Source organism: Salinimicrobium catena (assembly GCF_900102915.1).
GTDB lineage: Bacteria > Bacteroidota > Bacteroidia > Flavobacteriales > Flavobacteriaceae > Salinimicrobium > Salinimicrobium catena.
In genome coordinates this window covers 1-12,565 of record NZ_FNGG01000006.1, presented here as the reverse complement: position 1 = coordinate 12,565, position 12,565 = coordinate 1, and the positions used below count along the sequence as shown (strand labels likewise).

The window sequence follows — 12,565 nt, the reverse complement described above, 5'->3', positions numbered from 1 at the left end:
ATTTTTGAACTTTATAAACAGTCAAAGCATTTTATGAGATCTTCCGGCAACTCCTTGTCTTCAGAACCTTTGAGAGGTGTACTGAGAAGTTCCCTTTCCTGGATCTCTTCCCTGAATGCTGCCGCATATTTGGTGAGATTATTCCTTCTGGTTTTAAGTTTTTCAGAGATATCCGCAAAATTCAAAGCATTTACCACCTCGGGCCAGGCTTTAAAAGCCTCATTGATCTTTTCATCAGTAAAGATCTTCTGAAGGCTTCTCGCTTCTTCAATAAAGACTTTTTCAGGAACATTCCGAAGAAAATACATATCAACAGGGTAGACATAGCCCGGCAGATGATCTACATCTTTTTCAAAAGGCCGTACCATGGGCTGCACAAGCTCGTTTGTGAGTAGGGTAGGGATGACACCGTCAATCTTGAAAAAGGCATTATCGCGATCGCCTCCAAGGGGAACGGCTTTAAAATTGCCATTCTTCTCAATCACCACCCAGCCCCATTGCTTGGCATGTCGATCCCAGTCGCCTATCCAAATATCAAAAAGCCGTGCCCGGATGAATGCCCGTTTATCTATGCTCACCTTTTCCTGGTGTTTTAATTTTAATTCCTGAAGGTCATCTGTATCCATAATCTCGCTTACGTTGGGAAAGCGGGTCCAGTTTACCTTTCCTTCGGTTTCATACTCCAACAGGTACAGCCGGTTTCCAAAAGAGTCATTCCATTTATCCAGATTCTTTTGCTTAGGAACATACACAGCCCTGGGATGAGTGTGCAGAATGCCCGCAGCATCTGCAAGGGCTGCAGAGAGGATTGCTCCGTAAGGATGCTGGGCAGAAACCCCGTCGACAACAATATTTTCGAGTCCCAAAGTCCTCGCGATGCCGGGAATCAGAGGATCGGGGTCTTTGTTAATGCTCCTAAGGCTGTAAAGAACTCCCGATGATGACATCAGATCCAGGGAATGTGTCTGCTGCCCGCCGCCTTCTTCTACTACCTTCATCGAGTCCAGGTTAAGAACAGGCACTTTGACCCGGGCTTCCCACGCCTCGCGATAATTACGGCCCTGCATGAACCTTTTGATCACATTAGATTCATATACATTGGTTGCGATAACGGTTACCGAATCTCCATCTCTTTCTACTACTTCGGAAAGTTTAACTTTTTCGGGACCAATAGAAACTGACCAGTAGGTCAATACCAGGAAGATCAGGAACAATGCGAGCAAGAGTAAGAGGAATCTTTTCATTAGAGGGGATAATGTTTTTTAAAATTCAATTGCCGAGACCACTTCCAGGATCACCGGCTGTTCTATCTTTTCTTCGATCTTTTTCTTGATGGCCTGTATCTGCTCCGGTTTCATGGGTTCTGTCCCTACGAGCTTGAGAGAAACGATCATTGTCTTTCCAAATCGCAGTTTTACGTCACGCAGCACTACTTTATCTATGGTAGTGCCTTCAAGGGCCCTGGTGATCTTTGCTTCTTTCATGATGCGGTTGAAAGAAAGGGAAAGCGGTACCGCCACCAGCACTACGATGATAAAAGTGTAGACAAGGCCCATTTTTGCCCTTTTAAAGGGAGCAAAGCCCAGGAGCAGAAAAGTAAGTCCGGCGAACAGGATGATCCCTGCCAGGTTTGTAAGGTAGAGCAGGAAGGCCCCTGAAAATACCTGCCAGTCCCACCATCCAATCCCGATCCCTGCGACAGAGAGCGGTGGTACCAGGGCTACCGCGATGGCTACACCGGCGAGGCTTTTTGCGATTCCTTCTTCGGCATGGGCATATGCGGCGGCAATGCCCGAGGCTACTGCAATTCCCATATCCAGCAGGGTGGGAGACAGCCTGGCCTGAATTTGTGAGGTGAGGATCTCTAAGGGTATGACCAGGCTCACTGCTGCTGCAAAGGCGAGGGAAACAATGGTACCTAAAAGTATAGTCTTAAACCCGGTTTTCAACATAGATACATCGTAGCGAACAATCCCCATTGAGAACGAAACTATGGGTGCGATAATGGGAGCGAGGATCATGGCCCCTATAATTACCGGGGAGGAGTCGGCGAAAAGACCAAAGGAGGCAATTAGGGTAGAGAGGATCATCATAACCATATAGGCTGTTTTGATCCTGGCATTCTCCCGCAGAACCTTGAATAGTTCTTCAAATTCTTCGGTAGTGGCCCTGGGTAGCAACGGCAGACGGTGTTTTACCAGCTCATCCCTTTTTTGCCCGGTTGGCAACCCCTCTACGTTCAGGCTTTTCTTGCCACTTTTCCCACCTTTTTCCCCGCTGTAGCTGGATGTTTGGTGCAGCATGAGTGCCTTGCTTTTTACCTCTATTAATAACTCCCGGGCTGTCCCTTCTTCCCCGTCAACCACATATTTAAACTCTGTTGCGCTAGTAATGGTGAGATTGGGAGCTTTGATACTACCTATAAATGATGGTAATCTGGAAATAGGTTTTCTCTTGGGCCAAAGGCTTCTTATAAGGAATAGGAACAGGATCAATACATTCTGAGGTGCCAGGATGAATGCGTAAAATGTGCCGTCATTGATCGAGGTATCCTGTATCAGCCTTTTGGAAATAAGAGAATTCAGTGAATGTTCTACAACGATAATGCCCATGGCCGAGGTATGGATCACCTTTTCCTCATCTGAACTTATCTTAAATTCTGAATGTTTCAGAAAATAAGCCCGGCGAACATTTTTAAAGATATTATAGATCTCTGAAAAGAAGTTGTTCTTGTGTTCCTCTTTTTTGAGCAGAAATATAGAACCAATATTGACCGACTGGAACATTGGTTTCCCATTACAATAAAGCATGTCCAGCGGTTCGGCATCTACAGACTGCAGGATGTTGTTCACCGCCTCCTCCATTTCTCCCGAAATACCCAGGCCTTTAGCTGCGTACTGATTATCCGGGTGCGGTAAAATGCCCACCGGCCATTGGTTTTGTGAAGCAACAGTAAGAAATTCCCGCAGGTCCTGGTCGGTAAGGTACAGCATCAGGATACTGTCCGGCTGCGGTTCGAATTGTTCTGTATAAGGAAATGAAACGAGCTCAAATTCCCTGTTTCCAAGCAGGGGAATGATTTCTTTTTGTACTATTTTAAGATCAGCAGGCGGATGGAAGAGGTAGAGCATTCTGCCTATTTTTACTGAAAGATAGGGAATTTATGATGCTGCTGAAAAAGCTTTAGTCATTCTTTAAGTTTTCCAGGATTATAAAAACGGCTGAAGAATTCAGACAGGACAGATTCAAATCAGCTAAAAATTGAAATCCTCATTTCTGCACACTCACGAAAAAAAGATTACTTTTGTTTCACTAACTTCTTCTATTTGTACAGAAAATGAGCCAGAAAGTGCTGCTTACTTCCAAAGAGATGAACATTATCTTACATCGCCTGGCCTGTCAATTAGTTGAAAATCACAATAATTTAGAAAATTCGGTGCTTATCGGCATTCAGCCTAGAGGTGTTTACCTGGCTCACAGGATCGAAAAGATCCTCGAAGAGGAATATGGTCTCACCGGAATAAAACTGGGGCATCTTGATATTACCTTTTACCGGGATGACTTCCGAAGAAGCGATAAGCCGTTGGAAGCCAATAAGACCAGGATAGATTTTGTGGTTGAAGACAAACGAGTGATCTTTATTGATGATGTGCTGTATACCGGCAGGAGCATCAGGGCTGCCCTTACGGCTATTCAATCCTTCGGAAGGCCAAAAGAGATAGAGCTTCTTACGCTTATAGACAGGAGGTTTAGCCGTCATCTGCCCATCCAGCCCGATTATAACGGTAGACAGGTAGATGCGATCAATGAAGAAAAAGTAAAAGTGAACTGGCAGGAAAACGAAGGCGAAGATGCCGTTTATCTTATAAGTAAATAACCATTATGAGTGAGTTAAGTGTCGACCATTTGTTAGGGATCAAATACCTCAAAAAGGAGGATATAGAACTCATTTTTCAAACCGCCGACCATTTTAAAGAGGTCATAAACCGACCAATTAAAAAAGTACCTTCCCTAAGAGATGTGACCATCGCAAACCTGTTCTTTGAGAACAGTACCCGCACCCGACTTTCCTTTGAGCTCGCTGAAAAACGCCTAAGTGCAGACGTGGTGAATTTCTCTGCCGCATCTTCTTCGGTAAAAAAAGGGGAGACCCTTATTGATACCGTCAATAATATCCTTTCCATGAAGGTGGATATGGTGGTAATGCGCCACCCAAATCCAGGTGCAGGAATTTTTCTGTCAAAACATGTGAACGCGAGTATCATCAATGCCGGAGACGGGGCACACGAACATCCTACTCAGGCTCTTCTTGATTCCTATTCCATAAGGGAAAAACTGGGAGAAGTAGCCGGCAAAAAAGTGGTGATAGTGGGAGACATTTTACACAGCCGGGTGGCGCTGTCAAATATTTTTGCCCTGAAGCTCCAGGGAGCAGAGGTGAAAGTGTGCGGGCCAACTACGCTTATTCCAAAATATATCACTTCCCTGGGAGTTGAGGTTGAAACCAACCTTAGAAAAGCGCTGGAATGGTGTGATGTAGCCAATATGCTAAGGGTGCAGCATGAAAGGATGGACATTAGCTATTTTCCAAGCACCCGCGAATACGTGCAGCTTTTCGGGGTGAATAAAGCAATACTAGACTCGCTTGACAAAGAAATTGTGGTGATGCACCCGGGCCCGATCAACAGGGGAGTAGAGATCACCAGTGACGTGGCCGATTCTGATCAGGCCATTATTCTTGACCAGGTGCAGAATGGAGTTGCGGTTCGCATGGCGGTGATCTATCTGCTTGCTTCAAAAATTAAACAGCTATGAAAATAACAGAAAAGGATAACTATAAGATCTTTAGGGACGAGAAAGATGACGTGAAGGATTTTGCCTCGTATCTTGAGAGAGTGCATGACGATTACCGCGATGATAATGTGGTGGTGGATATCCTGAAGTATGGTAACCTGGAACTGGATGAATTACTGGCATTTTTGCAGCTTTCCAATAACCACAGAAAGAATAAAAGATCTTTCGTCATTGTAAACGATACTATAAATATTGACCGGGTTCCCGAGGAGCTCATGGTAGTTCCCACTTTACAGGAAGCCGAAGATATTATTCAAATGGAGGAGATAGAAAGGGATTTGGGATTCTGATCTTAGCAGTCCTTTTCTGCGGAAAAATTGCGCTATGAAGCTTACGATACTCGGATGTTATGCTGCTACCCCTCGAACACTTACCAATCCCACTTCTCAGGTACTGGAGCTTAACAACGAGCTGTTCCTGATAGATTGCGGAGAAGGCACACAGGTAGAGCTTCGCAGAAACAAGGTAAAGTTCAGTAAGATCAAGCACGTTTTCATCTCCCATCTTCACGGGGACCATTTCTTCGGATTAATAGGTTTGATCTCCACCTTTATGCTGCTGGGTCGGGAGACCGAACTACACATCTACGGACCCAAAGGCATCAAAGAGATCATTACCCTGCAGCTGAAGATGTCGAAATCCTGGACCAGTTATCCGCTGTATTTCCATGAATTGACCGGCAGGGAGCCCGAAGTGATCCTTGAAACTAAAAAGGTTACGGTGGAGACCATTCCGCTGGATCACCGGGTATACACCAACGGATTTTTGTTCAGGGAAAAACCCGGCGACCGGAAGTTACTGATGGAGGAGGTGGAAAAGTATCCTATTGATGTTGCGTATTACAGGGGCATAAAAAAAGGAAAAGATGCCGTTCTTGATGACGGCACCGTAATTCCCAACGAATTGCTTACCGCCGATCCTGAACCGCCGCTGAGCTATGCCTTTTGCAGCGATACCGCTTATAAACCCGAGATCGCATCTCAGCTGAAGAACGTTTCTGTGCTTTATCATGAAGCTACTTTTTTGGAAGAACACGCTTACCTGGCCGCTCCTACCAAACATTCTACCGCCAAAGAAGCGGCAGCCATTGCCCGTTCAGCTTCAGTTTCAAAATTAATTCTTGGCCATTTTTCTACCCGATACGATTCCATTTTACCTTTCAAAGAAGAAGCTAAAGAGATCTTTCCTGAAGTGGAACTTGCCGAGGACGGTAAGAATTTTAGTTTTTATTAATAGTATTTCCTTCAAATTTCTTTCAATTATTGTGCATTTCACCGATGTTATAAACCTCTCATCTTGAGCAGCTTGTAGGTGGTTACTGTAAGATTTTACGCGCAAAAGTGTTAAATTTTGCTAATTTTGTGTATTTCGTCGATTAAATTGTTTGTTAATCGGAAATATCTCCTACTTTTATAATCCCAAACCTACTGATTTTGAGATTATGAAGAATTTAACCTACTCTTTTTGGCTTCTTGCTTTTTCGGTTCTGACTCTTACATCCTGCTCTAAGGATAATCTTGAGGAAATAGAATCTGCTAACCTTACGGTAAAAGTTGCTCCAGTAAGTTATACCACTTTAGAAATGGAAGTTCTTGATCTGGTAAATGCATATCGTACCCAGGAGGGGCAAACTGAATTGCTATTATTAGACGAGGGTTCTAGACAGGCAGCCACCCATAATTCTCATATGATAGAAAATGACGAGGTGTGTCATGATAATTTCGCCAACAGGTATACAGCATTGGTAAATACCGAAGCGGCTAAAGCGGTAAGTGAAAATGTAGCCTACGGATTCAGTACTGCAGAAGGGGTAGTAAACGCATGGATCAAGAGCGAAGGACATCGTGATAACATGATAGGTGACCATACACATTTTGGGATCTCTATCAAAGAAGGAACAGATGGGAAGTTATATTATACCAATATCTTCGTTAGAAAATAAAGAGAAATTCCACTGATTTGCATTATATGATACCTGAAAAGAGGCTTTATAAGCCTCTTTTTCTATTCTATAAGTTTAAATACCCAACGGGTGAGCCAAGACCGGAAAAGAATTAAATTTGAAAAACTGTCTTGATTAAATGCCCAGGCCAGGTCGGGTAAAATTACACAACCAGCATGAAGGAAGTTTGGTTTCGATACCTCAAGATCCTCCTGATCTGAAGAGTAGGGCAGAGAAGAAGATTATTGATATATAATAGAAAAGGAGGCTCGCATGAGCCTCCTTTTCTGGTTGGTTAGATTAGGCAGGGGTTTTGGTTATTCCATTTTAACTACCTTGAAAACAGACCTTCTGTTCAGCTGGTGCTGTTCTTCATTACAGGTCATACAATCCACATCTGGCTTCATTTCTCCGTAACCTTTGTAGGTCACGATCCTTTCCGGCGCGATTCCGTGTTCTACAAGATAATCATAAGTAGATTGTGCTCTTCTTTCCGCTAACTTACGGTTGTATTCCACAGATCCTCTTTTGTCTGTATGAGAGCCGATCTCAATGACAAGCTCGGGATAATCATTCTTCATGAGGTCAACCAGTTTATCGAGTTCTTTAGCTGCATCCGGACGAATATTCGATTTATCGAAATCAAAATAGATCTTGTTGATCTCTGCCAGGTATTCCACATCGCGGATAGGAGCAAGTTCTATGTCATAGACCAGTTCTTCCCGTTCGTCCATATTAGCAGTGTTGATCTCATCGGTTTTAGTGTTGTACTTGATATGCTTGGCTTCAAGAGGGTACGTCCGGTCGCGTGCAATTTCGGTACTGTAGTTTCCGTCCTCATCGGTTTCCAAAAACGCGATCTGCTCGTCATTTTCATCCATCAGGCGAACTGTAGCGTTGGCGATAGGTTTTCCGTTAATGGAATCGGTCACCTGGCCTTTCAGTACAAGCGGCGCTAAAATGGTCATTTCATAGATGTCATCATTTCCCATTCCGCCTTCACGATTGGAGGAAATGTAGCCTTTGGTATCGTCTTCCGAAGAAAAGGAAAAACCGAAATCATCCAGGCTGCTGTTAATTGGCTCTCCCAAATTCTGAATTTTCTCCGGAGCTTCTTCGGTCATCACGAAAATATCCAGAAGGCCATAGCCCTTATGACCGTCTGAAGAGAAGTAGAAATTGCCATTTTTGGCTGCGTACGGAAAAACTTCGTTTCCGGGAGTGTTTACAGGAGCGCCAAGATTTTCAGGAGTTCCGTAGCTGTCACCGTCAATGCTTACTTTATAGATATCAGATCCGCCAAGTCCTCCCGGCGCATCTGAGGCAAAGTAAAGTGTCTTTCCATCGGCCGATAAGCTGGGGTGGCCAACAGAATAGGTGTCGCTGCTGAATGGCAGTTCCTCGATATCATCCCATTTTCCGTCTACCAGTTTGGCCTTATAGATCTTGAGGTGATTAACTCCCTGCTCATCTTTTTTACCATTGCGGTTGTCCATATAGTTGTTACGGGTAAAGTACATGGTCTTTCCGTCAGCCGAAATGGTTAGCGGACCTTCATGACGCACGGTATTCACTTCTCCTGAAACTGCGTTCACAGATCCGTTTTCTGAAGTCTTATAAATATCGAGAAAAGGTTCTCCGGTCCAGTCATAGATCTTAGTGCGGGTATCTGCTTCACCACGGGCCGATACGAAATATACGGTACCGTCGGAAACGAAAGTTCCAAAATCACTGTACTGAGAGTTCATTCCACCGGGCTGTACCCTGAAACTTTCAAGTCCTTCATAGGTAGTAATGGATTCAGGATCCAAGAGTTCTTCAACCTCTTTAGGGTTTTTTGCCTCCTCCTGGTATTTTTTCAGCCATTCCCGTGACTTGTCATATTCTCTCATTCCGCGCAACATTTGGGCATACTTGTAGTAAGCTTCCGGCGAAACATCCGGCTTGTTCACCACCTGCGCGTAATATTGCACTGCGTTCTGCGGATCTCTTAACTTGTAATAACTGTCAGCTATCCTTTGTTGATTATAAGTGGTGTTATAATCGCGTTCTACGAGATCTTTATAAACCTCTATGGCCTTAACATAAGCAAAGTCATCATACAGGCGGTCTGCCTTTTTCTGCTTACCCGACTGAGCAGTCAGGGCAAAAGCAGAACACAGCAGCAACAGAAGTAGAAAGTATTTTTTGTTCATAATGCCTTAATTTTATTAGAAGAATCTTGGGGATTTGTATTTCGTGTTATTAAGCCTTAATTCATAGATGAGCAGGATCTCGTGCGATCCATTGCTGTAATCCTGAAGGTCTGAAAGTGTATATTCATAAGCATAACCCACCCTCAAACTTGGCAGCACCTGGAAGTCGACAAAACCTCCAAAGGCATCATCTATGCGATAAGTAGCTCCTAAATATAATTTCTCATTATAGATGGCGGCGGCTGAAACATCAACCGAAAGTGGTGCTCCATTGGTCACTTTTGCCAATGCGGTGGGCCTGAGTTTCCACATGTCGCTCAGGTCGAAAACATACCCTCCGGTCAAATAGTAGTGCACCTGTTCCAGGGCAACAAATTCACTCTTTTCATTGTTGTCATTGTTGATAAGCCTGGGGGCTGAAAGTCCCATGTACCATTTTTGAGCAGATAAATATAAACCCGCTCCTACGTTGGGAGTCCAGCGGTTAAAGGTGTCTCCGTTCAAATAAGGATCATCCACAGCTCCCAACAGTTCTTCGTCTAGATTATAATAGCTCATTCCTCCTTTGATCCCGAAGGAAAGGGTGGTGGAATCGGCTACGTTAATGGTATAGGAAAAATCACCATACACATAGGTATAATCTTCATATCCAAGTTGGTCGTTAATGATTGAAAGACCAACCCCAACTTTTTCATTTCGCAAAGGAGAGTGAATAGACAATGTTTGCGTTTCAGGAGCTCCATTTACTCCTGACCACTGACTCCTGTGCAGCCCCACCACAGATAGCGCATCCCGGTTACCGGCATAAGCCGGGTTTATTGAGATCGTGTTGTACATGTACTGCGTAAACTGGGGCATTTGTTGCGCTTGGGTACTAACACTAATAAACAGGATGATTATTATTGGGTAGATTTTTTTCATGTTTATCATTTTATTTTGTTCCTAAATAGATATATCCCTGTATAGGTTCGAGGCCTTCAATTTGTACTATGTAGTAGTAGGTTCCGGCAGGTAACTGATCTCCTGTGAAAGAAGATCTGGCAGTGCCGTCCCAGTTATTCTGGTAATTGTTTGATTCGTAAACCTTGTTACCCCATCTATTAAAGATCTGCACGTGGTAAATGAAGCCGCAGTCAAGATCTAAACCTACAGTAAAGAATTCATTGATCCCGTCCCCGTTAGGTGTTACTACTTTAGATATGCTTTCTTTCACATCTTCAAGTTCACAAGCCAAAACCACACAATCGTCGTTAATGCTTATCTCAACACTGGTAGTAGAGGGACAAGTTCCTTCTATCACATAATTGAAGGTGTAGGTGCCCAGGGCAAGAAGGGAAGGATCAATAGAGCCATTTTCCAGGGCTCCAGTGTTTGCAGGATCTTCCCAGGTTCCGGATTGGTCATATTCTCCAAGCAGCATATTCTGTAGGTTATAAGCAGCATCTTCGATACACAGGCTCATTGGATCTGCGGTTTCTATAACAGCAGCCTCAGGCTGGTTTAAGGTTACGGTCACAGGTTGAGATTCACAACCTTCCGCATTTACAGCTATGACGGTGTAGGTGCCAGGGCTGAGCTGAGTAAATGAGGTTTCAGCTGATATTTCCCCATCATTTATGCGATATAGCATTCCTTCCTCAGCAGTGATGGTAATAGATCCGGTCGGAGTTTCACAGCTTGGTTGCGTAAAGCTTACTTCCGGTGCTATTGGAGCTTCGGGTTGTTCGTCGATGGAAACCTGAGTGCCTTCAGAAAGACATCCTTCCGCATTTTCCGCGGTAATGCTATAGGTTCCGGGAGCTAATCCGCCAAATATTCCATCCTCATCTGTATCGGCGGTGGTGTTGCCGGCTTCGTCGGTTAGGCTGTAGGTGATTCCTTCGATATAAGTAAGGACAACCATACCTGAAGGTTCTACACAGCTTGGTTGCATGATATCTTCTACCACCGGAGCTGCCGGAGTTTCAGGCTGCGGATTTATGGTTACGGTAGTGGCTGCGGAAATACATCCGTCAGTATTTCTCGCAATTACTTCATAACTATCAGGAGCCAGATCATTGAACTCTCCAGAAGTATAGAAATCTGTACCATTAATACTGTATTCCAATCCGGTCTCGGTAGTTACTGTGAACGATCCTGAAGGATCCTCACAAGAAGGTTGTACTGTAGAAGCTACTGCAGGAGCTGCAGGAGTTTCAGGTTGTGCCTCAATGCTCACCTGAGTTGCTTCGGAAATACATCCCTCGGAATTTCTTGCAACCACTTCATAAATGGCATCTGCAGTCAGATCTTCAAAAGAACCGTCAGTTTGCCAGTTGGTTCCGTCGATGCTGTATTCCAATCCTGTTTCGGTAGTCACTGTGAAAAATCCTGAAGGAACCTCACAAGAAGGCTGTTCAACAGAAGCTATTGCAGGAGCTGCCGGAGTATTTGGCTGTGCGTCAATGGTCACTTGAGTTGCTTCGGAAATACATCCGTCAGCATTCCTGGCAACCACTTCGTAAACCGTATCGGCGGTAAGGTCTTCAAAAGATCCATCAGTTTGCCAGGTTGTTCCGTCGATACTGTATTCCAATCCGGTTTCAGTGGTCACTGTGAAAGAACCGGTTGGAACTTCGCAGGTAGGCTGGACAACAGAAGCTACTGCAGGAGCTGCAGGAGTTTCTGGCTGCGCGTCAATGGTCACTTGAGTTGCTTCGGAAATACATCCGTCAGGGTTTCTTGCCACTACTTCGTAAACGGTCTCTGCGGTCAGGTCTTCGAAAGTTCCCTCAGTTTGCCAGGTTGTTCCGTCGATACTGTATTCCAATCCGGTTTCAGTGGTCACTGTGAAAGAACCGGTTGGAACTTCGCAGGTAGGCTGGACAACAGAAGCCACTTCGGGAGCGGCCGGAGTTTCAGGTGCCTCATTAATAGTTACGGGAGTTGGTACAGAAAGACAACCCTCTGCATTTCTTGCCACAACTTCATAATATCCGGGCGCAAGATCCATGAATATCGGATCACGTTGGAAGTTTTCACCGTCAATACTGTATTCTAATCCATTATCACAGCAAATCCCAAAAGATCCGGTTGTTTCTCCGCAAGAGGGATGAACGGTTACATGAATGATCGGAGCTGCCGGTGCATCGGGCTGTGCCTCTATGCTAACGTTTAGAGGTTGAGAGGTGCAACCGTATTCATTTTTGGCGACTACAGAATAAGTATCCGGAGCAAGGTTGCTAAAGCCAGTAGCGGTTGTAAACTCTCCGCCGTTAATACTATAAGTCAAACCTTCTGTGGCTATGATCTCAAAAGATCCGGTTGGCTCAGTACAGGTAGGCTGCACCGGGGTGCCTGAAAGTTCGGGAGCAGCCGGGCTTTCCTGGAAAGCTTCAACAGTTACACTTGTTTCAGCAGAACAGCCGTTTTCACCTGTTATAATTACGAAATAGGTATTTGGCTGAGTTACCGTTATGGTAGGATCAGTAGATCCATCGCTCCACAGGTAAGTGAAGTTTCCATCTGCAGTTGAAGCGGAAGCATCCAGGGTCACTGAAGTCACATCACAGGTAAGAGTTTGATTTCCTGTTAT

At 44.6% G+C, this 12,565-nt stretch carries 10 protein-coding genes; 5 read left to right on the top strand and 5 right to left on the bottom strand.

The features are described 5' to 3' along the window. Nucleotides 1-11: 11 nt before the first annotated feature. Nucleotides 12-1,244, bottom strand: a complete 1,233-nt coding sequence (locus BLS64_RS11530; protein WP_093113778.1) for a hypothetical protein — start codon at nucleotides 1,242-1,244, stop codon at nucleotides 12-14. An 18-nt stretch (nucleotides 1,245-1,262) separates the two neighbouring features. Then, nucleotides 1,263-3,131 (bottom strand): TIGR00341 family protein, encoded by a 1,869-nt coding sequence (locus BLS64_RS11525; protein WP_093113779.1) that lies wholly within the window; start codon nucleotides 3,129-3,131, stop codon nucleotides 1,263-1,265. Nucleotides 3,132-3,337: 206 nt separating this feature from the next. Here BLS64_RS11525 and pyrR point away from each other — a divergent pair, with 206 nt between their 5' ends. The 5 genes from pyrR (at nucleotide 3,338) to BLS64_RS11500 (ending at nucleotide 6,796) form a co-directional block, all read left to right on the top strand. Beyond that, nucleotides 3,338-3,877: a bifunctional pyr operon transcriptional regulator/uracil phosphoribosyltransferase PyrR gene (pyrR, locus tag BLS64_RS11520; protein WP_093113780.1), complete on the top strand. Its 540-nt coding sequence runs from the start codon at nucleotides 3,338-3,340 to the stop codon at nucleotides 3,875-3,877. Between the two features lie 5 nt (nucleotides 3,878-3,882). Continuing rightward, the gene (locus BLS64_RS11515) at nucleotides 3,883-4,815 is read left to right on the top strand and encodes an aspartate carbamoyltransferase catalytic subunit (protein WP_093113781.1); all 933 of its coding nucleotides are present in this window, start codon (nucleotides 3,883-3,885) and stop codon (nucleotides 4,813-4,815) included. After that, a complete protein-coding gene (locus tag BLS64_RS11510; protein WP_093113782.1) occupies nucleotides 4,812-5,144 on the top strand; it encodes a ribonuclease Z in 333 nt (110 codons plus the stop codon). The genes BLS64_RS11515 and BLS64_RS11510 overlap by 4 nt, the downstream gene beginning before the upstream one ends. A 34-nt stretch (nucleotides 5,145-5,178) precedes the next feature. Continuing rightward, nucleotides 5,179-6,087, top strand: coding sequence for a ribonuclease Z (locus BLS64_RS11505; RefSeq protein WP_093113783.1), 909 nt, complete (start codon nucleotides 5,179-5,181; stop codon nucleotides 6,085-6,087). A 208-nt stretch (nucleotides 6,088-6,295) separates the two neighbouring features. Beyond that, nucleotides 6,296-6,796: a CAP domain-containing protein gene (locus BLS64_RS11500; RefSeq protein ID WP_143019310.1), complete on the top strand. Its 501-nt coding sequence runs from the start codon at nucleotides 6,296-6,298 to the stop codon at nucleotides 6,794-6,796. A 317-nt stretch (nucleotides 6,797-7,113) separates the two neighbouring features. Here the strand turns inward: BLS64_RS11500 and BLS64_RS11495 are convergent, their stop codons facing one another. From BLS64_RS11495 to BLS64_RS11485, 3 genes are all read right to left on the bottom strand, one after another. Next, on the bottom strand, nucleotides 7,114-8,991 hold the full coding sequence (locus tag BLS64_RS11495; protein WP_093113785.1) for an OmpA family protein: 1,878 nt from the start codon (nucleotides 8,989-8,991) through the stop codon (nucleotides 7,114-7,116). Between the two features lie 15 nt (nucleotides 8,992-9,006). Continuing rightward, entirely contained in the window at nucleotides 9,007-9,912 is a 906-nt protein-coding gene (locus tag BLS64_RS11490; RefSeq protein ID WP_093113795.1) for a PorP/SprF family type IX secretion system membrane protein, read from the bottom strand. 10 nt (nucleotides 9,913-9,922) lie between these two features. Beyond that, on the bottom strand, nucleotides 9,923-12,565 hold a 2,643-nt coding region (locus tag BLS64_RS11485), incomplete at its 5' end, for a gliding motility-associated C-terminal domain-containing protein (RefSeq protein WP_143019309.1).